Here is a 19,542-nt window from a genome sequence, read left to right on the forward strand (position 1 = left end):
ACTCCTTAGTACGCAAAGTTGTAGCTGATGGACAGCACATCGATGCCTGTGTTGGACACTGCGGGGCCTGCGCTGGGCGAGTCGATCATGGCCGAGCCCTTGCGCACCCAGGTGTGCAGCCACTCGGCCTTGAGTTTGCTGTGGGGGGTGAGCGCGTACGACGAGCCAATGGCCAGTGAATGCTGGTCATAAAAAGGGATGCTGTCCGCAAAACGGCGCTGGCTGGCGTTGATCACGTCGGTCACGCCGGGCACCAGGTCTGGAACCGATGACTGGCTCAAGGCTTCATGAGCACGGGCCGGGGCGCCCACGGTTTTCAATACCGAGGCCGACACATAGGGCGTCCACTTGTCCATGCTTTTCAGGACGGCGATGTAGCCACCGGCGGTGTTGGCACCCAGGTCGGTGTCGTGCTGGATGTTGCGCTCGGCCTCAAACATGATCCGCCAGTTGCCAGGCAGCTGCTGGTCAATGCCCACGGTGATGATGTCGTTCCTGATCTTGGGCGTGGTGCCGCTGGCATCGTAAACCGGCCCAAAAGGCGTGGTGATGGACTGGGTGCTGACAGGATTGAGGGGCCCACCATCCGGGCGGGTGACGGCATGGTGCGCGCTGAAGCGCAACATGGTGTCTTCCGCACGCCAGGTCAACACGCTGCCGCTGACACGGGTGTCGTACTTGTTGAATGAGGTTCCGGTGTCACGGGTGTTCAAGCGAACCCAGACTTTGGCCTGGCCACTGTAAACATCCAGGCTGAGGTCGGAGTTGCCCAAGGCCCAGTTGCGGGTGATGTACAAGCCCGTCACGTCGGTCGTGGGGGCGATGGAATACATCTCGGTGGGCAGGCGGGCAAATTCATAGCTTTGGCCCACGTCCAGATTTTCAGACGACAGGTACAAAGGGATGCGCAGCTTGCCCGCGCGCAGCAGCCAGTCGTTGTTGGGGCGCCAGGAGGCGAAGGCCCAGCTGGCGGTCAGGTCCCAATCCTGGTCGTTGCGGGCCGATGGCGCCAGCTTGCCCTGCACGGTGGCCGACAGCTCGGGGGTGAATTGAACATCCAGCTGCGCACCCAAGACGGTGTCGCGCATGAGGCTGCCATCAGAATCGATGAAGCGCTGGTAGCGGTAGTCCTGGTTGGAGATGGCGGCGCCGATGGTGCCAAAGGCTGAATAGGAAAAATCCTGCGCCTGGGCCGCCGTGCAGGCGAACACCATCAGTGCCACGGCCATCGCATTCGGAAGAGATCGATCGTTGCTTTTCATGTGCAGTCGGTCCTGGTTCAAGGTGTGTCAATCTTTCCACTGGCTGGCGATGTCGATGAACATCGCTTGCGTGGCATGCAGGGCGTCCACGATGTCGCCGTCAAAATGCTTGCCGCGGCCTTCGTTGATGAAGGCCATGGCCACTTCATGGCTGAAGGGTTCCTTGTAGGGCCTGCGGCTGATCAAGGCGTCGTACACATCGGCCACGGCCATCAACCTGGCCGACAGGGGAATGGCCTGGCCACGCAGCCCGTCGGGGTAGCCGGAGCCATCCCACTTTTCATGGTGGGAGCGGGCGATCTCCATGGCGTAGGCCAGGAAGTCGGTTTCCTCGCCTACGCGCAAAGCCGCGCGGTTGAGCATCTCCCAACCGTGCAATGGGTGGCCTCTCATGACCTCGAATTCTTCCGCGGTCAACTTGCCCGGCTTGAGCAGGATGCTGTCAGGGATGGCGACCTTGCCGATGTCGTGCAGCGGTGCCGACTTGGCGATCAGCTGGATGCTGTCGGGGTTGAGCACGTCGTGGTGCAGGCCCTGCCCCCACAGGTGCGTGGCCAGCACGCGCACATATTCCTGGGTGCGCTTGACGTGGTTGCCGGTGTCTTCGTCTCTGAACTCGGCGAACGAGATCATGATGAAGAGCGTTGAATCCCGCAGGTGGTCCAGCTGCGCCATTTGCGTTTCCAGCTGGGTCTGAAGCTTGACGTTGCGGTTGTTCAGGTAGTCGTGAAAGGCCTTGTTCTGCAGGTGCGTCTTGACACGAGCCTTGACCACCGCCGGGCTGATGGGCTTGTGGATGTAGTCGGCCCCGCCAACTTCAAAGCCTCGGGTTTCGTCTTCCGGCTCCTGCATGGCGGTCAGGAAAATCACGGGGATGTGGCTGGTGCGTGGGTCTTGCTTGAGGCGTTGGCAGACCTCGTAGCCGTCCATGCCGGGCATCATCAGATCCAGCAAGACCAGATCAGGTGGTGAGCGCTGGGCCAGCTCAAGCGCCTTGGCGCCGGACGATGCCAGCTTGACGCGGTAGGTCTTGTCCAGCAGGCCGGCCAGCAGCGTCAGGTTGGTGGGCGCATCGTCCACCACCAGGATGGTCGGGGTGTGGGCCTGCGCTTCATGGGGTGACATCGTCGAGCCTTTCTTGCAGTAGAGCCAAGGCTGCGTCGAAATCACAGCTTTCGATGGCGGTGTCCAATCGGCTGAAGACTACCGGATCGAATGCAGTCATGAACACCGCGCGCTGTTGACGCCACAGGCTGATCGCGGCGCTGTCGCTGTCGTGGACCAGACGTTCAAGTGCCTCGGTTTGCGCCTGGATGGCATCGGCATCCACGTCGGCATGCGGGGTGACCAAGGGGGGGCAGGCCCACTTGCAATTGAGGGATCAGCACCAGCAGCAATGCCTCTGCGGCCTCCTTCAAGGCATCGACCAGGGATTGGGTGCGTTCGGCAGACTCTTGCTTGACGGCCCGCTCCAGCTCGGCACAAAGGCGGGCCATGTCGTTCGCGCCGATGGTGGCGCACAGGCCGCGCAGGGTATGTGCTTCGCGCGCCAGGCTTGGCCAGTCGTGGGCCTGAGCGGCGGTGGCCAGCGCTGAACCGCCCGTCATCACATGATCGACAAAGCCGTTCAGCACGCGGACGTAGAGGCTCAGGTTGCCCTCCAGCCTGGTCAAGGCCTGGCGTGAGTCAAGGCCTGGTGCCTGGGGCAGCCTGCCGGTGGCGCTGCTTGGCCACACAGGTTCGACACGTGCCGAGGGGACCTTGTTCAAGGGGTGGTAACGGGCCAGCGTGGCGTACAGCTTTTTGGGCTCCAGCGGTTTGCTGATGTGGTCCTGCATGCCAATGGCCAGGCACAAGTCCCGCTCTTCGTCCAGCGCGTGGGCGGTCATGGCCAGGATGGGCAAGGCCCGAAAGCGTTCATCAGCGCGGATCTGGCGGGTGGCTTCGTGGCCGTCCATCACCGGCATGTGCAGGTCCATCAGCACCACGTCGTAGGCGGCAGGACCGCTCATGCGCAGGTGCTCCACCGCCTCACAACCGTTGTCGACCGATTTCACGATGGCGCCGCGGCGGCTCAGCAACTCGATCGCCAGTTGCTGGTTCAAGGCGTTGTCCTCCACCAGGAACACGCGCAGGCCGTCCAGGCTGATGGCCGCATCGGGTGACTGTTGCGCATGTGCCGCCGAGGTGTCGATCCCCGTCAACTTGCCGAAGAGGCTGCGCAAGGCATCGGGCAGGATGGGCTTGGGCAGGAAGCTGTCGGCCCCCGCCTGGGTGGCGTTGGCCTGCAGGCTGTCCCAGCCGTAAGCCGAGATGACGACCACGTCCACGCCAGGATGGACCTGGCGCAAGCGGCCGGTGACTTCGGCCCCACCCATGTCCGGCAAGACCCAGTCCAGCAACACCATGTCGAATGCTTCCCCGGCCTCATCAGCAGCGGTGACCATGGCCAGGGCCTGGGCGCCGTTTTCTGCGGTGGCCACGAGCCCGCCATGTTCGCCATCGGCGTGTTTGCCCACACCCATCATCGTCAAGAGGCCCGCCATCGACGTTCGGGTTTCGCTTTGGTCATCCACGATCAGCACACGCAGCGCCTCGATGCGTGGCGGCGGAACGGTCGTGGCCAATGATGCTGAATCAAGCACCAGACTGACCGGCAATGTGACGGTGAAGACGGAGCCGGCCCCATGCTGGCTGGCCACCGAGATCTGCCCGCCCATCAGCGTGGTCAAGCGCTGGCAGATGCTCAGGCCAAGGCCGGTGCCTCCGTAGCGCCGGGTGGTGCTGTCGTCGGCCTGCGTGAATTCCTGGAACAGTCGGCTTTGCTGCTCACGGTTCATGCCGATGCCGGTGTCGCAGACCTCAAAGCGCAAGGTGGCTTGGGCGCCGTCACGGTCCTCCAGGCCCACCCTCACCTTCACGTGGCCGCTGTGTGTGAACTTGACGGCGTTGGCCAACAGGTTGGTCAAGATCTGGCCCACCCGCAGCAGGTCGCCCAGCACCACGCCGGCATCGCTCAGCAAGGCTGGATCGGTGAACTCGCACAGCAGTTCAATTTCGCGCTCCTGGGCTTTCTGACGCACCAGCATCAGCGCGTTGCCCACCACCTCTTCGACGCGGTAGGGCGCGCGCTCAAGGGACAGGCGCCCTGCTTCGATCTTCGAGAAATCCAGGATGTCGTTGATGACGCCCAGCAGGATCTGCGATGCCGACAGCACCTTGTCCAGGTAGTCCTTCTGCTGGTCGGTCAGGGGGGTTTGAAGGGCCAGGTGCGTCATGCCGATGATGGCGTTCATCGGGGTGCGGATTTCATGGCTCATGTTGGCCAGGAACAGCGACTTGGCCTTGGTGGCTGATTCGGCCTGGTCGCGCGCGGCCTGCAAATCGGTTTGAACTTGCGCACGCGCGGCCAGGTCCTCCTGAATGGATTGCGCCATGGTGTCCATGGTGACGCCCAGGGCGAAGACTTCCCTGACCGCGTGAGAGCGGGGGTTTCCACGGGACGAGTAGTCGCCCTTGGCAAAGGCGCGTGCCTGGTCACTCAAGGCGTTGATGGGTTGGAGCACGCGGCGGCGCATGACCAGCAGGGCTGCGCCCATGACGGGCAGGAGCAAGAAATCAACGGCCACGGCCAGGGCGATGAAGCTTGACACCCGGGTTGATGCCTGCGTCACGGCATCCTCGGTGCGGGCATTGGCAAGGCGGGTCAAGTCGGCAATGGCGCGGGTCAGGTCCGCACCATCTTGCTCATACGATTTGGAGTAAACCAGCTTGGTCGCATAGGCCAGGTTGGGTTCACCCTCCGAGACGAACACTTGGTGCTGCGCGTCGTACAAGCCTTGCGTGGCGGCAAAGGCCACCTGCTCGGTCTTTTTCAGCTGCTCCGTGGCGGCCAGCACGCGTTGCAGGCAGGCCAACTCCGCAGGGCTCAGGTTCAAAGCCTTCATGCGGTCAAGCAAGGAAACGCGGGGGCCACCTTCGGGCAAAGCATGTGGCTTGCGCCTGGCAATCACATCCTCCCAATAGACACTGACATCGTCGGTGCTGGGCGCGGCATTTTCGCCTTGGCGAATCCCGTAGATGTCGTAGTAAGTCAGGAGGTAGTTGACATCGCCGGTGGCGGTGTAGGCGCGCACCAATCGCCGCAGCAAATCGGTTTCAAGCCGCAGCTGTTCCAGGGCTCGGGTCGTCTGTTCGCGCTGCAATGCGACCCGGGGGCTGGTTTCAAATGCCGACCGGATCAGCACCAGGAACACGAAATTGGCCATCAACGCCAAAATGACGCCCAGGAACATGCTGTGCGAAACGGTTCTCAATTTCACCCGCACACTCCCAGTCGCGGGCCGTTGGACAAAGCATGTCTGGTGACACAGAAATAGGCCATGGATGGGTATCGGACACTCCGCACCCGGCTGAAGCCCATCTGCGTGACGGAATCGTCACATGCTCATTCGAACCACTGAGCGCCCCGCCAACTTGGCACAATGCTTGAATCTGCAACGCACCGGACTGCTCCTCCATGACCAAGGCTCACCGTGGCTTCACCCTGATCGAAATGCTGGTGGTGATCGCGATCATCGCCATTTTGGCCTTGATCGCCATGCCGAGCTACCAGGGCAAGGTCATCCGGGACCAGATCGCAGAAGGCGCCGCGCTGGCGGCCATCGCGAAACCACCGGTGGCCGCTTCATGGGCCATTTCCAAGGTGCTGCCCCCCGACAACGCAGCGGCCGGTTTGCCCAGCGCCGACAAGATTGTCAACAGCGTGGTCAGCAATGTGGCGGTGACCGATGGCGCCATCCACATCACGTTTGGCAACCGCGTGAATGGGGCCATCAAGGGCAAGGTCCTGAGCTTGCGCCCAGCCGTGATTGAAGACGCCCAGATTGTGCCGGTGACCTGGGTGTGTGGTCACGCCGAGGCGCCCGACAAGATGACCCTCAAGGGCGCCGACAAGACCGACATCCCCGCGGCTTTTTTACCGATCAACTGCAAAGCCAAGTGAATAAGCTGGGTGCGTTTTCAATTGGATAATTTTGCAGGGAGTGCCCGCCGATGGCAATGTCACATCGCACCTTTGCGCCTGGCAATGTCCGCGCACTGGTTTTGTTTTTTCTTGGCGCACAGGCCGGGCTGTCAGTGGGCGCGCCGGGCATGTACCGTTGCTACAACGGCAATTCGATGTATGTCTCGGACAAGCCTTGCCGAGCCGAAAAGCGTGAAGAGAAGTTCACCGCCATGGGCCCTTCGGGGACTCCCATGCCCATTCGCGGCCAGAGCTACAACCTGCCCTCTGTTGAGAAGGCGCCCGAGCACTTGCGTTACCTGAGCACCGGTTGTGCCCAGCTCAATGACGCGATTCGAACCGCACCAACACGGGGCCTGCGTTCGGACGTTATCCATCAGCTCAGGTCGGAATACCAAGCCAAATGCAGTGATGATGAAAATGAGGCTTACCGATCCCTGCGCAATGACCGAGATCAAGCCAGGCAGGAACGCCGGGCTGAGCAACAAGCCCATCAAGCTCAAAGAGAGTTCAGCCAAAAGGAGCGCGACCGTTGCAACGAGATGCTTCGCATCCTCCATGGCAAGCGCAGCCAGTTCGAATCCATGACCGAAGGACAGAAGAACGACTTTGTGAACTTCCAGTCGAACTACAGCATGCGCTGCAAGAACGACTGAACCGCCGAGCAGATTTTCCTCACGTATCCTTGCGGCTTACTGACTGACCGCTTTCAAGCAAGGATCGGCGCATGCGCTGGACGACATTGAACCGCTTTTGCCGGGCTACCCTGGCCGTGTCCGCCATGTGGGCCACGCTGATTGGGCCGGCCTGGGCAGGCAAGACGCTGGACGCCATCCGCGAGCGTGGCAAGGTTCAATGCGGCGTCAGCACCGGTGTGGCCGGTTTCTCTGCGCCAAACAGCCAAGGCCGCTGGACCGGCCTGGATGTGGACGTGTGCCGAGCCTTGGCCGCGGCGGTTCTGGGCGATGGCGACAAGGTCAATTTCGTGCCGCTCAACTCGCAGCAACGCTTCACCTCCCTGCAGTCAGGCCAGGTTGATCTGCTGTCGCGCAATACCTCGTGGACCTTGACCCGCGATGCCTCTTTGGGCTTTCACTTCGCGGCAGTCACTTACTACGACGGGCAAGGATTTTTGGTGCCCAAAAAGCTCAAGCTGAGCAGCGCCAAGCAATTGCGCAACGCGCAGGTGTGCATCCAATCGGGCACCACCACCGAGAAGAACCTGTCGGACTTTTCTCGCTCGCAGGGCGTGCCCTTCAAGCCCGTGGTCTATGACTCGTTCGAGGCCGCCTTCAAGGCGTTCTTCTCGGGTCGCTGCCAGGCCTACACCACCGATGCCTCAGGCTTGGCCATCGTGCGCAACAAAGAGGCGCCCCACCCGGAGGACTACATGATCCTGCCCGAGTTGATCTCGAAAGAGCCCTTGGGCCCCCTGGTGCGTCGCGGTGACGACGAGTGGTTTGCCATCGTCAAATGGACGGTTTACGCCTTGATCGAGGCCGAAGAACTGGGCCTGACGCAGTCCAACATCGGCGGGTTTCGCACCAGCGCCTCACCGTCGATCCAGCGCTTTGTGGGCACTGGCGAAGACATGGGCAAACTGCTGGGGCTGGACAAAGCCTGGTCTTACCGCGCGGTCAAAACCGTGGGCAACTATGGTGAGGTCTATGAGCGCAACGTGGGCTCGGGCTCTCTGCTGAAACTGCCCCGTGGGCCCAATCGCCTCTGGAGCCAGGGCGGTCTGATGTACGCCCCACCCATCCGCTGACATGCTTGATTTCCTGAACCAGCCCGCCGGGTTTGGCATTGGCGAGACGGGCCTGTTGGTTTACGACGCCAGCCAACCCCTGTGGCGGGCCATGGCCGTGGGCCTGGGCAACACCTTGCGGGTGTCCCTGCCCGCCTTGGTGTTCGCCACCGTGCTGGGCACCTTGATTGCGCTGGCGCGGCGTTCTGCGCACCCCGGCATGAAAACCGCTGGCCAGGTCTACATCGATGTGGTGCGCAATGTGCCTTTGCTGGTGCAACTGCTGATGTGGTACTTCCTGCTGCTCGACTGGCTGCCCGACACCACGCTGGCATTGGGCTGGGTGCCGGGGGTCACGCTCAGCAAAGGCGGCCTGAGTTTTCCGTGGTTGGCGGCAGGTCCCGGTGGCTGGTGGTGGAGCATCCCCGCTCAGGATGGGCTCAGCGTCACGGGTGGGGCCACGGTGACCCCTGAATACCTGGCAGTGTTCATGGCCTTGGTCACGTACACCGCGGCCTTCGTGGCCGAGGTGGTCCGGGCGGGGCTGGAGTCCGTGCCCCAATCCTTGAGCGAGGCTGCCCAAACCCTGGGTGCCCGCCCCCACCAGGTGATGCTGCGCGTGGTGCTGCCACAAGCACTGCGCACCATGGTCCCAGCCATGACCAACCAATACCTGAACCTGATCAAGAACTCGTCACTGGCAGTGGCCGTGGGCTACCCTGACCTGGTCTCGGTGGGCAACACAGCACTGAACCAAACTGGCCGTGCGGTGGAGTGCATCCTGGTGATGATGTCGATCTACCTCGCGCTCTCGCTGCTGACCGCCGCCTTGATGAACTGGTTCAATGCGCGGCATGCGCTCAAGGGCCAGTCTTGATGATGAAAAAGACCGGCGCCATTTCCACCACAGTGTCCGCGCTCTTCTGGGTCGCGCTGACCTATGCCGCCTGGCGGCTGCTGGATTGGGGCGTGTTGAACGCGGTGTTCAGGCCCGATGAGCCCGCGTGTCATGCGCTGGAGCGTTCCGGCGCCTGCTGGGGCGTCATCACCGAAAAAATCCGCCCGCTTCTGTTTGGCCGCTATCCGCATGACGAACAATGGCGGCCTTTGCTGGCCCTGCCATTGATGCTGCTGGGCGCAGGCGCCCTGCTTTGGCGGCCCTGGGCATGGTCTCTGCGGGGCGTGCTGTGGGGGACTGGGTTGCTGTCAGCGACTGTGGGCATGCTGATGCACGGCGGTGTCGCGGGCCTGGTGGTGGTGCCCTCCGATCAATGGGGCGGGCTGCCCCTGACCTTGATCCTTGCGGGCCTGACCATGGCGCTGTCTGTGCCGCTGGGCATTGCACTGGCGTTGGGCCGCAGGGCCCGGTGGCCGTGGGTGCGCTGGGCCTGCACGGCGTTCATTGAGGTCACCCGGGGCGTGCCTTTGGTGATGGTCTTGTTCATGGCCGCGTTCATGCTGCCCGCCATCATCCCTGCCCGTTTCGAGGTGAGTTTGCTGTGGCGAGTGATGATCGCGTTGACCTTGTTCTCGGCCGCCTACCTGGCCGAGATCGTGCGGGGCGGTCTGCAAACCGTGGGCTCGGACCAGTTCGACGCCGCCAAGGTGATGGGCCTGTCAGGCTGGCAGACCCAAAGGTTGGTCGTGCTGCCTCAAGCCTTGCGGGCGGTGCTGCCTGCCTTGGTCAGCCATGCCATCGGCCTGCTCAAGGACACCTCATTGGTGATGGTGGTTAGCCTGCATGAGTTGACGGGGGCTTTGTCGCTCAGCCTGGGGGGCGACCCGCAGTGGCGGCCCTACTACCTGGAAGGCTACTTGTTCGTGGCGGCCATTTATGCCGCCATGTGCCTGAGCCTGTCGCGTGCAGGCAGTCGTGTTGAGCGGCACTGGCTGGCCACCGGAGGCCAGCAATGACACCGCGCTGAATCAGTCAGTCGGCACCGAGGATGTCGTTTTCCAGGTCGGGCGCGCTGTCCACTTCCTGGTCATAGGCATTGGTGTCGCCATTGATGTGAGGAATCAGGGGCTTGTCCAGCGGGCGGCAGATGCGGCTTTGCAGGTGGTTCAGACGCTCCGATCGCTCCATCGCTTCGATCACTGCTTGGGGATCCATCATGAGGGCGAAGGGATTGGCGTAAAGACCTGTGTTTTGCATACTGACTCCGGTGTGAAGAAGTGCCGTTTCGATGGGCTGACTTTAGGCTTCACGGTCCGGGGGCGGTAGTCGCCGAAAATCCAAACCGTCTGTCAGAAATTGTCTGACAAGGGTTTGAACTCTGGTTCAGTTCAAGGTCGCGGTAAGCGGTGGTATCGCGAACAATTGCTCGAAATTGCGGCTTGTGACCCGGCCTAACTCCTCGGGTTCAACCCCCTTAAGTTCGGCCAGGAAACGGCCGACCAGGGCCACGTAAGCGGGCGAGTTGGTTTTGCCCCGGTGGGGCATGGGGGCCAGGTAGGGGCTGTCGGTTTCGATCAGGCAGCGGTCGAGTGGCACGAATTTGGCCACCTCACGCAGGTCAGCCGCGGTTTTGAAGGTCAGTATCCCTGAGAACGAGATGTAGAACCCCAGGTCCAGCGCAGCCCGTGCCACGGCCTGGCTTTCGGTGAAGCAGTGGAACACGCCTCGGGATTGGTGCTGGCCCGATTCGGTCAGGATGGCGATGGTGTCGTCGCTGGCCTGGCGGGTGTGGATCACCAGGGGCAGTTGGGTGTCCAGCCCTGCCTGGATGTGAATGCGAAAGCGCTCGCGCTGCCAGTGCATGTCGGCCACGGAACGCTCGCCCAGGCGGTAGTAGTCCAGCCCAGTCTCTCCAATGCCCACCACGCGCGGGAGCGCCGCACGGCTGACCAGGTCGGCCAGCGTGGGTTCTTGCACATCTTCGTTGTCGGGATGGACGCCCACGGTGGCCCAGAAATTGTCGAAGCGAGTGGCCAGGGCGTGGACCTGTGGAAACTCTTCCAGCGTGGTGCTGATGCACAAGGCACGCGCTACTTTGGCCTGCGCCATCTCGGCACGCACCTGGTCCAGCGTGTCAGCGTAATCGGGGAAATTGAGGTGGCAGTGCGAGTCGACAAACATGAGGGCAGCGGGCGGTTGCGTTGAGCAAACCCCGATCTTGCCTCAAAGCGTCTGGGTCGGCTTGTTGGACGACAGGGACGTGCCCAGGATTTGCTCGATCTTGATGCGCAGCAAGCGGGTCTTCTCGTCAGACGGAAAACGCACGCCCACGCCCTGGGTGCGGCCGCCCGAGGCATTGGCCGGTGTGATCCAGGAAATCTTGCCCGCCACGGGATAGCGCTGGGCCTCGTCTGGCAGAGACAGCAGCAGGTAGATGTCGTCGCCCAGCTTGTAGTCGCGCGTGGTGGGCACGAACAAGCCGCCGTCAGAAAAAGCCGGGATGTAGGCGGCATACAGCGCGCCCTTTTCACGAAATACAAGTTGAATGACGCTGGGCCGGGTCACAGCGGCGTTCGGCACCGCACCCGCCGCACCACCCAGGGGGGTCGTGCTGGTCTTGCCTGGCCCGGAGTTGGCAAAGGCAGACGGCAGGGCTGTGGTGTGGAATTCGCTCATCGTGGTGAAAGTGTAACGTCGCCGATCAACGGCAAACGTGAATTTAAGCGCGGGAGAAGCCCCTTTACTTGTTGAAACGCAAGGCCAGACGAGCTTGTTGCAATAACGATTCCACCCTCAAATTCAGGTTCCAGGGGTGCTCGGCGGTGCGGCTGGCCTTGCGCAACTCACCCGACCAGGCCGTGAGCCGGGTCAGATCACCATGGCGGTGCAAGCTGCCCTCGGGAAAATACCGGGGCGCGGCACCCGTGGCCATGCAGGCCAGGTCGTGACACAATTTTTGAAGCGTCTCGACCACCAGGGGCAAGGGCCAGCCGGCCATCGCGCCACTTTGCCCAAGTGCCACATCGCGCGGAATCTGCGGCCAGCGCACGGCATCCAGCCCCATGGCATGGCGGTCTCGTGCGGTCAGCGGTTGGCCCCCAGCCGCTTGCAGCAACACGCTGGCATCAACTTCACTCAAACCATTGATCTGCGCCCGCAACCACGCGCTTGAAGCGGCTTTGTCCGGCAATGGCAGGCGCCAGGCCTGGCAACGGCTGCGCACCGTGGGCAGCAATTCGTCCAGCGAACCGGCGCTGACCACAAAGCGCAGCATGCCGGGCGGCTCTTCCAGGGTCTTGAGCAAGGTGTTGCTGGACACCATGTTCATCCGTTCGGCCGGGTGCACCACCACAACCTTGGCGCGGCCGCGCGAAGCGGTTTGTTGCGAAAACTGCACCACCGCCCGAATGGCTTCAACCTTGATGTCCTGGCTGAGCTTTTTGGTCTTGCCGGATTTTTCGGACGCGCCCTCCTCGTCATCGCCAGAACCGGTCCAGCCCAAGGCGGCCTGCAGGGCTTCGGGCACGATCACCACCAGGTCCGGGTGCGAGCGCGCCGAGATCAGGTGGCAGCTGCCGCAGGCCCCGCAAGCAGGCTTGAATGGGCTGCCCGGGGCCTGGGCCTCGCATAACCAGGATTGCGCCAGGGCCATGGAAAACTCGAACTGTCCGACGCCCTGCGGGCCGTGAACCAGGGTGGCGTGACCATGGGCTTGCGCCAGGGCCTGGGCAAGGGGCTCGTGGTGCCAGGGCAGCAAATCGGTCACAACCAGCCTTTGGATTGAAGTGCGGCATCAACCTGCCGGGCCACGTCAGCCGGGCTGGCGCTGGCATCGATCAATGCAAAACGTGGCACATCGGCTTGCATGCGGGCCTGGTACCCCGCCCGAACCCGTTCAAAGAAGGCGGTGTCCTGGGCTTCGAAGCGATCTGGCTGGCGCGCGGCCGACAAGCGGGCGGCCGCCACGGCGGGGGGCAAGTCGAACAGGAGGGTCAGGTCGGGCTGGCGTTGGCCTTGCACCCATTGCTCAAGCGTGCTGAGCACCGACAGGTCAAAGCCCCGCCCTGCGCCCTGGTAGGCAAAGGTGGCATCGGTGAAGCGGTCGGACAAAACCCAGGCGCCTCTGGCCAAGGCGGGCTCGATCACCCGGACCAGGTGATCGCGGCGCGCGGCGAACACCAGCAAGGACTCGGTCAGCGCATCCATCGGATCGTGCAAGACGCTTTGGCGCAGCTTTTCCGCCAGGGGCGTGCCACCCGGTTCTCGCGTGCGCACCACGTCGCGTCCTGCCTGGCGCAACTGGCTTTCCAAGGCATCCAGGTGACTGGTCTTGCCAGCGCCGTCAATGCCTTCAAACGAGATGAACCGGCTCATGGGCGCTTTCTCTGGTACTGGTTGACCGCGCGATTATGCTCAGCCAGGGTGCTGCTGAACACGCTGCTGCCATCGCCACGCGAGACGAAGTACAAGGCATTGGTCTCGGCCGGGTGCACCGTGGCCAGCAAGGCCGCTTTGCCTGGCATGGCGATGGGCGATGGTGGCAAGCCGGTGCGCATGTAGGTGTTGTACGGCGTGTCAGTCTGCAAATGGCTGCGCTTGAGGTTGCCATCAAACTCATCACCCATGCCGTAGATCACGGTGGGGTCGGTCTGCAAAGGCATGCGCACACGCAGGCGGTTGCAAAACACACCGGCAATCATCGGTCGATCGGCTTGCAAGCCGGTTTCTTTCTCCACGATCGAGGCCAGGATCAGCATCTCTTGTGGCGAGCTCAAAGGGCAGCTGGTGCTGGGGCCGCGCAAGGTCCAGGCGTCACTCAAGTGCTTTTGCATTGCCCGGTGGGCCCGTTTCAGCACGGCCAGATCGGTGCTGCCCTTGGCATACGAATACGTGTCCGGAAAGAACTGCCCTTCGGGCGACAAGTCGGGGTTGCCCAGTTGGGCCATGAGTTGGGCATCACTCAGCTTCGCGGTGCTGGCCTGCAAGCCATCGGCTTGTGCGAGTTCAGCCCGGAATCGCTTGAAGGTCCAGCCATCGATGAGCTTGACCACGGCCAGGCGCTCATCGCCCATCACCATCATGCGCAACAGGGACTGCGGGGTAGCGCCGGGCTCCAGCATGTAGCTGCCGGCCCTGATCTGCCGCGCCTGGCCCGACCAGCGAAACCACTGGTAAAGCATCACGGGTGAAGCATCCACCCCGGCCTCAACCCAACCGCGGGCGATCTCACGCGGGGTGGTGCCCGACTCGATGGCCAGCTCGATGTCATCACCGTGCGTGCGCAACGGCTGGTGCACCCACCAATACACGGTGCCTGCGCAGGCCACAGCAGCCAGCAACAGCAATCCGAGCAAAAAGCTCATGACGCCGCCTTGTTGAGGCCTGGCGTTGGGGTGATTTATGAACAGCTTAGTCGGGATCATCCGTGGACCAATGATGGATTTGACGACCGTGATGATAATGACCCCCATGCAAGACTTTCATTTTCCAGACGTCAAGGCCCTCAATGGTGCCGTCGCCCTGTCCCATTTGGGCATCATTTCAGCCGAAGGCCCAGACGCGGCCAGCTTCCTCCATGGCCAGTTGAGCCAGGATGTGACGGGGCAATCGCCCCACCAGGCACGCCTGGCCGCATTCTGCTCCGCCAAGGGCCGCATGCTGGCCAGTTTCACCATCGTCAAACCCGAGCCTGAAACGCTTTGGCTGCTCACCGACGCGCAAGTGCTGCCTGCCGTGCTCAAGCGGTTGTCCATGTTCGTGATGCGCGCCAAGGCGCGCTTGAGTGATGCTGTCGGCGCTTTGTCGGCCGTGGGGCTGGTGGGGTCACAGGCTGCTCAATGGCTGGGCGATGCGGCCCCTGCCGAGCCCTGGCAAGCTAGCCCCCATGCCGCCAGCGGTGGCCAGGTGGTGCGCTTGCCCGAGGTGTTCGGCGCCCCCCGCTGGCTGTGGATCGGGCCGCTTGAAGCCGCCCAGGCCCTGGTTCAGGCCTTGCCCGCCCTGCCCTTGGCCTCGTGGCAGTGGCTGGACGTGATGAGCGGCGTGGTGCGGATCGAGCCGCCCACGGTAGACCAATTCGTGCCACAGATGGTCAACTATGAGCTCGTGGGCGGCGTGCATTTCCAGAAAGGCTGCTACCCCGGCCAAGAAATCGTGGCGCGCAGCCAGTACCGGGGCACCCTCAAGCGGCGCACCTTCTTGCTGCACGGCCACGCGCCCATCCAGGCTGGTCAGGAGGTGTTTTCGGCAGCAGACCCCGGGCAGCCCGCCGGCATGGTGGCCAATGCCGCGGCCATTCCGGCCCCTGATGGGCAGGCCGGTACCGCCTTCAGCGCCCTGGTCGAGTTGAAATGGCAAGCCCTGGAGGCCGGATGGCACCTCGGCAGCGCCGATGGTCCTGCCCTGGCCTTGGGCACCATGCCCTACGAAGTCCCGCTGGGCACCTCCGACGATTGATTTGGCAATTTCTTAACGGCAATCGGCCTCGGTTTCGGTGCAAGCCTGCGGAGCGCTGTTTCAGGGGGGCGATCGACGGGGTAACCTCCATCTCACTTGACCGCTAAGGAACTCATGGCCACGGCAGACGCAGTCCCGGCAAAAGCTTTGTTCATCTACTACAAGGTGGACCCGGCCCATGCACCAGCGTTTGAAAAGGCGGTTCGGCAAATGCAGATCGCTTTGCGGCGATCCCATGAAGACCTGACAGCCAGACTGTGGATTCGCGCCGATGCGCAAGCGTCAGCGCAGACCTGGATGGAAACCTATGAACACCCTGATGGCGTCAGCGTCTTGCTGGCCACCTTGATCGAGTTGGCCGCGCAGGATTTGCCCGCTGGCCAGGTCGGTGATCGGCACGTCGAGATGTTCAGCAACATTGACTGAGAAGGACACAGCCTGATGTGCTTGGTGGCCGTGGCGCTGGATCAAAGCAGCCGTTTTCCCTTTGTGATGGCGGGCAACCGCGAAGAGTTCTTCGACCGCCCGGCCAACCGGCTGGGTTGGTGGGACCCCGGGTCAGGCACGCCCTCGATCCTGGGTGGGCGCGATCTGCAGGCTGGAGGCACCTGGCTGGGCCTCACGGCCCACGGCAGGCTGGGCGTTGTCACCAATGTCCGCGATCCATCTCAAGTGGACCCGACGGCGCCATCGCGGGGTGAGATCGTGCCCTTGTGGTTGCAGGGAGACATCCCCATGAACCGCTTGTGGCCGCGCCTGGCCATGTCGGGCTACAACGGCTTCAACCTGCTGACGGTGGACTTTGCCGAAGGCGAAGCCTACTGGGTGAACAACACCAAGCTGTACCCTCAACGCCTGGAGCGCGGTCTGTATGGCGTGTCCAACGCGGGCCTGAACACGCCCTGGCCCAAAGTGCAGGCTTTGAAGACCCGCATGAAAGCCGCGTTGAACAGCGCCGCCGACCTGGAGGGCCTGGTGGTGCGGCTGTTCGAGGCCTTGACCGACCCGACCATCGCCCCTGATGACAAGCTGCCCTTCACTGGCGTGCCGATGGAGTGGGAGCGGCTGCTGTCGGCAGCCTTCGTGCGCTCGCCCGATGGGAACTACGGCACGCGCTGCTCCACCCTGGTCATCAGTGAGCGGATCAATAAACGACTGGTGACGCACGTGCTGGAACGCACTTATTCCAACCAGTCGAGCATGGCCTTGCTGCGCCGTGTCACGCTCAAGAACTGGCCGCCACGGCACACGGCGGCCGCGTCCGAATTGGCGCGCCTGGACGCCACCTTGCCACCGCCGGGCATGCGCCCCGAAGAGCCGTTTGAAAGCAGCGACGTGTCCGAACACGACAACCACGCCCTGCCCCCGACGCCAGTGGCCCGCAAGACGCGCGCGCGCAGCCTGATCAAGTCGGCCGCAGCGCGCCCTGTCAAAGCCTGAGTGTCATGACGATGTGGGGAATGCCCACTTCATCAAACACAGGGCCCTGCGGTTCAAAACCGGCGCGCTGGTAGAAGGCCTGGGCGCTGGTCTGGGCATGCAAAGTCACCGCTTGAACGCCTTGCTGCCCTGCCGCACCGATCAGGGCTTGCAAGACCTGTTCGCCCAGCCCCACCCCACGGCTGCTGCGCAGCACTGCCATTCGCCCGATCTTGGCCTCGCCCTCAGGCATGCCCTGGGTGATCAGCCGCCCGGTGGCCAAGGCCAGGCCCGCCAGGTTGGTGACCACGGCGTGCAAAGCCTGCGCGTCGTCGTCGTCCCACTCTTCAGATTCCGGGATGGCCTGCTCTTCAATGAACACCGCTGTGCGCACCGCACGGGCCGAGGGCGCAAGGCTCGCCCAGTCTCCGCACTGCAGGGCATGGACGGGCGCCGCCAGCCCATGCCGCTCCAGCTGTGAACGCAAGGCCTCGGGCACTGGCGCTGGACGGCCCGTGGCCAGGCTGGTGAACACGTACACCGTCTCGCCGCTCACCAGCAAGCGCCCGCTGGCCAGCATGGCCCACGCCATGGTCATGGACGAACGGCCGATGCGCTCGCAGCGAACGCCGATGTCCAGCCAATCGTCAAGCCGGGCTGGCGCGTGGTACTCCAGCACATTGCGGCGCACGAAGATGTCACCGCCCAGATGCGCCAGTCCCTCGGGGTATGGCAGGCCCACAGCCCGCCAATAGTCAGAGATGGCGGTGTCGAGGTAGTTGAGGTAGTGGCCGTTGAAGACCACGCGCTGTGCATCTACCTCGGACCAGCGCACCCGCAATCGGTGGTGAAACGGAAATTCAGTCGTCATGAAAAAAGCCCGCATGGGTGAGCATGCGGGCCATTGTCTGGCACAAGTCAAGTGCCAGGGGTGATGGAATCAGCTTACTTCTTGTCGCGCAATTCGCGGCGCAGGATCTTGCCCACGGGCGACTTGGGCAACTCTTCGGTGCGGAACTCGACGATGCGGGGGATCTTGTAGCCCGTCAGGTTCTTGCGGCAATGCTCGATGATCGACTCTTTGGTCAAACCAGGGTTGCGCGGCACGATGATGACCTTGACACGTTCGCCAGCCGCGTCGTCCAGCACGCCAACGGCAGCCACTTCCTTGACATCGGGGTGCATGGCGACCACGTCTTCGATCTCGTTCGGGTACACGTTGAAGCCCGACACCAGGATCATGTCCTTCTTGCGGTCCACGATCTTGCAGAAGCCCTTGTCATCGATGATGCCGATGTCGCCCGTGGCCAGCCAGCCCTCCTTGTCCAGGACTTCGGCCGTGGCGTCGGGACGCTGCCAGTAGCCCTTCATGACTTGGGGACCACGCACGCACAACTCGCCCGGTTCGCCGATGTCGGCCCAGGTACCGTCTTCACGGCGCATGCGCACTTCGGTGGAGGGCACTGGCACGCCGATGGAGCCGGTGAAGGTGGGGCCCGGCTTGGAGATGTCCACGGGGGCCTGGGTCACGATGGGTGAGCACTCGGTCAAGCCATAGCCCTCAACCACGGCGTTGCCAGTGACTTCTTTCCAGCGTTCGGCCACATTGCGCTGCAGGGCCATGCCGCCGGCAATCGACAGCTTCAGCTTGGAAAAATCCAGGCCACGGAACGCCGGATCTTCCAGGAAGGAAGCGAACAAGGTGTTCACGCCTGTGATGCCCGAGAACTTCTCGTTCTTCAGGATCATCATCACGCGCTTGGTGTCGCGCGGGTTGGCGATCAGGATGTTGCGGCCACCCAGCGCCATGAAGATCAGGCCGTTCACCGTCAGCGAAAAGATGTGGTACATCGGGATCAAGGTGACCACGGTTTCCGTCTCGCCGGTCAACTGGCCTTCGGCGAAAGCCAAAGCCTGCTGGCAGTTGGTCAGCACATTGCGGTGCGTCAGCATGGCACCCTTCGCCACGCCGGTGGTGCCACCGGTGTACTGCAAAAAGGCCAGGTCATCGGGTTTGACGGTAACCGGCTTGAGCTTGACTTGCGAGCCCTGCTTGAGCGCTTCGCGCATCCAGATGGCCTTGGGCAGGCTGTAGGCCGGCACCATTTTCTGAACTTTGCGCAGGATGAAATTGAGCGCCCAACCTTTGGGGTTGAAGAAGCCGTCGGCCAGCAGATCGCCGATCTGCGTCAGCACGATGTTCTTGATCTGGGTGCCCGCTTGCGCGTCTTGCAGGGTCTTGGCGAAAGTCTCCATCACGATGATGGTCTCCGCGCCGGAATCCTTGAGTTGGTGGTTCAGTTCACGCGCCGTGTACAGCGGGTTCACGTTGACCACAACCGCGCCAATGCGCAGCACGGCGAACAGGGCCACCGGGTACTGGAAGGTGTTGGGCAGCATGATCGCCACGCGGTCACCCTGCTTGACGCCCTTGCTTTGCAGGAAGCCTGCAAACTCCTTGACCAGGCGGTCCAGGCGAGAGTTGAGCATCTCCGTGCCGATGCTGACAAAGCCCGGACGGTCGCGGAACTTGTTGACGCACTCATCGAAATACTCGGTGAGCGACTGGTACTTGTTGATGTCGATGTCATGAGCGACGCCCTTGACATACGAGGACAACCAAATGCGGTTGGTGGTGCCGTCGGGGTTGACGATGGACTGGCCGGGCACAGGTGCCGATGCCGTGGCTGCTGCGGATGTGGTCATTTGATGTCTCCTCGTATGCCTGCCAAGCTCT

General features: G+C 62.8%; 20 protein-coding genes. 8 read left to right on the forward strand and 12 right to left on the reverse strand.

The window, feature by feature from the left end; all coding sequences use genetic code 11:
• Positions 1-5: 5 nt before the first annotated feature.
• From PSV38_RS07665 to PSV38_RS07680, 4 genes are read right to left on the reverse strand one after another with little or no spacing between them, the layout of a single operon-like run.
• Positions 6-1,262, reverse strand: coding sequence for a hypothetical protein (locus tag PSV38_RS07665; RefSeq protein ID WP_300546336.1), 1,257 nt, complete (start codon positions 1,260-1,262; stop codon positions 6-8).
• A gap of 27 nt (positions 1,263-1,289) precedes the next feature.
• Positions 1,290-2,387: a two-component system response regulator gene (locus PSV38_RS07670; RefSeq protein WP_300546337.1), complete on the reverse strand. Its 1,098-nt coding sequence runs from the start codon at positions 2,385-2,387 to the stop codon at positions 1,290-1,292.
• Positions 2,374-2,592 carry a hypothetical protein gene (locus PSV38_RS07675; RefSeq protein ID WP_300546338.1) on the reverse strand — a complete coding sequence of 73 codons (219 nt, stop codon included), beginning with the start codon at positions 2,590-2,592 and terminating at the stop codon, positions 2,374-2,376. Before PSV38_RS07675 ends, PSV38_RS07670 begins: the two co-directional genes overlap by 14 nt.
• On the reverse strand, positions 2,552-5,584 hold the full coding sequence (locus PSV38_RS07680; protein ID WP_300546339.1) for a hybrid sensor histidine kinase/response regulator: 3,033 nt from the start codon (positions 5,582-5,584) through the stop codon (positions 2,552-2,554). The genes PSV38_RS07675 and PSV38_RS07680 overlap by 41 nt, the downstream gene beginning before the upstream one ends.
• Before the next feature lie 197 nt (positions 5,585-5,781).
• Here PSV38_RS07680 and PSV38_RS07685 point away from each other — a divergent pair, with 197 nt between their 5' ends.
• From PSV38_RS07685 to PSV38_RS07705, 5 genes are all read left to right on the forward strand, one after another.
• Entirely contained in the window at positions 5,782-6,267 is a 486-nt protein-coding gene (locus PSV38_RS07685) for a pilin (protein ID WP_300546340.1), read from the forward strand.
• Between the two features lie 50 nt (positions 6,268-6,317).
• Positions 6,318-6,944, forward strand: coding sequence for a hypothetical protein (locus PSV38_RS07690; RefSeq protein WP_300546341.1), 627 nt, complete (start codon positions 6,318-6,320; stop codon positions 6,942-6,944).
• A gap of 71 nt (positions 6,945-7,015) precedes the next feature.
• Positions 7,016-8,056 carry an amino acid ABC transporter substrate-binding protein gene (locus tag PSV38_RS07695; protein WP_300546342.1) on the forward strand — a complete coding sequence of 347 codons (1,041 nt, stop codon included), beginning with the start codon at positions 7,016-7,018 and terminating at the stop codon, positions 8,054-8,056.
• A gap of 1 nt (position 8,057) precedes the next feature.
• On the forward strand, positions 8,058-8,912 hold the full coding sequence (locus PSV38_RS07700) for an ABC transporter permease subunit (RefSeq protein WP_300546343.1): 855 nt from the start codon (positions 8,058-8,060) through the stop codon (positions 8,910-8,912).
• A gap of 2 nt (positions 8,913-8,914) precedes the next feature.
• On the forward strand, positions 8,915-9,949 hold the full coding sequence (locus PSV38_RS07705) for an amino acid ABC transporter permease (RefSeq protein WP_300546344.1): 1,035 nt from the start codon (positions 8,915-8,917) through the stop codon (positions 9,947-9,949).
• A gap of 16 nt (positions 9,950-9,965) precedes the next feature.
• Here PSV38_RS07705 and PSV38_RS07710 read toward each other — a convergent pair whose 3' ends face one another.
• From PSV38_RS07710 to mltG, 6 genes are all read right to left on the reverse strand, one after another.
• Positions 9,966-10,190, reverse strand: a complete 225-nt coding sequence (locus PSV38_RS07710; RefSeq protein WP_300546345.1) for a hypothetical protein — start codon at positions 10,188-10,190, stop codon at positions 9,966-9,968.
• 126 nt (positions 10,191-10,316) lie between these two features.
• The gene (locus tag PSV38_RS07715) at positions 10,317-11,114 is read right to left on the reverse strand and encodes a TatD family hydrolase (RefSeq protein ID WP_300546346.1); all 798 of its coding nucleotides are present in this window, start codon (positions 11,112-11,114) and stop codon (positions 10,317-10,319) included.
• A gap of 42 nt (positions 11,115-11,156) precedes the next feature.
• A complete protein-coding gene (locus tag PSV38_RS07720; RefSeq protein WP_300546347.1) occupies positions 11,157-11,609 on the reverse strand; it encodes a PilZ domain-containing protein in 453 nt (150 codons plus the stop codon).
• A gap of 64 nt (positions 11,610-11,673) precedes the next feature.
• Positions 11,674-12,699 carry a DNA polymerase III subunit delta' gene (locus PSV38_RS07725; RefSeq protein ID WP_300546348.1) on the reverse strand — a complete coding sequence of 342 codons (1,026 nt, stop codon included), beginning with the start codon at positions 12,697-12,699 and terminating at the stop codon, positions 11,674-11,676.
• Entirely contained in the window at positions 12,696-13,307 is a 612-nt protein-coding gene (tmk, locus tag PSV38_RS07730; RefSeq protein WP_300546349.1) for a dTMP kinase, read from the reverse strand. The genes PSV38_RS07725 and tmk overlap by 4 nt, the downstream gene beginning before the upstream one ends.
• On the reverse strand, positions 13,304-14,296 hold the full coding sequence (gene mltG, locus PSV38_RS07735) for an endolytic transglycosylase MltG (RefSeq protein ID WP_300546350.1): 993 nt from the start codon (positions 14,294-14,296) through the stop codon (positions 13,304-13,306). The genes tmk and mltG overlap by 4 nt, the downstream gene beginning before the upstream one ends.
• Before the next feature lie 106 nt (positions 14,297-14,402).
• Here mltG and PSV38_RS07740 point away from each other — a divergent pair, with 106 nt between their 5' ends.
• The 3 genes from PSV38_RS07740 to PSV38_RS07750 all read left to right on the forward strand — a co-directional run bounded on the left by PSV38_RS07740 (position 14,403) and on the right by PSV38_RS07750 (position 16,826).
• Entirely contained in the window at positions 14,403-15,386 is a 984-nt protein-coding gene (locus tag PSV38_RS07740) for a folate-binding protein (RefSeq protein WP_300546351.1), read from the forward strand.
• A gap of 114 nt (positions 15,387-15,500) precedes the next feature.
• A complete protein-coding gene (locus PSV38_RS07745) occupies positions 15,501-15,812 on the forward strand; it encodes a DUF4936 family protein (RefSeq protein WP_300546352.1) in 312 nt (103 codons plus the stop codon).
• Positions 15,813-15,827: 15 nt separating this feature from the next.
• Positions 15,828-16,826: an NRDE family protein gene (locus PSV38_RS07750; RefSeq protein WP_300546353.1), complete on the forward strand. Its 999-nt coding sequence runs from the start codon at positions 15,828-15,830 to the stop codon at positions 16,824-16,826.
• Here PSV38_RS07750 and PSV38_RS07755 read toward each other — a convergent pair.
• Entirely contained in the window at positions 16,816-17,676 is an 861-nt protein-coding gene (locus PSV38_RS07755; protein ID WP_300546354.1) for a YbgC/FadM family acyl-CoA thioesterase, read from the reverse strand. The two genes, PSV38_RS07750 and PSV38_RS07755, sit on opposite strands and share 11 nt — an antisense overlap.
• A 74-nt stretch (positions 17,677-17,750) precedes the next feature.
• The gene (locus PSV38_RS07760; protein WP_300546355.1) at positions 17,751-19,511 is read right to left on the reverse strand and encodes an AMP-binding protein; all 1,761 of its coding nucleotides are present in this window, start codon (positions 19,509-19,511) and stop codon (positions 17,751-17,753) included.
• Between the last annotated feature and the right edge of the window lie 31 nt (positions 19,512-19,542).

The sequence above is a fragment of the Aquabacterium sp. genome (genome assembly GCF_029946005.1).
In the GTDB taxonomy this organism is placed as follows: Bacteria; Pseudomonadota; Gammaproteobacteria; order Burkholderiales; family Burkholderiaceae_C; genus Aquabacterium.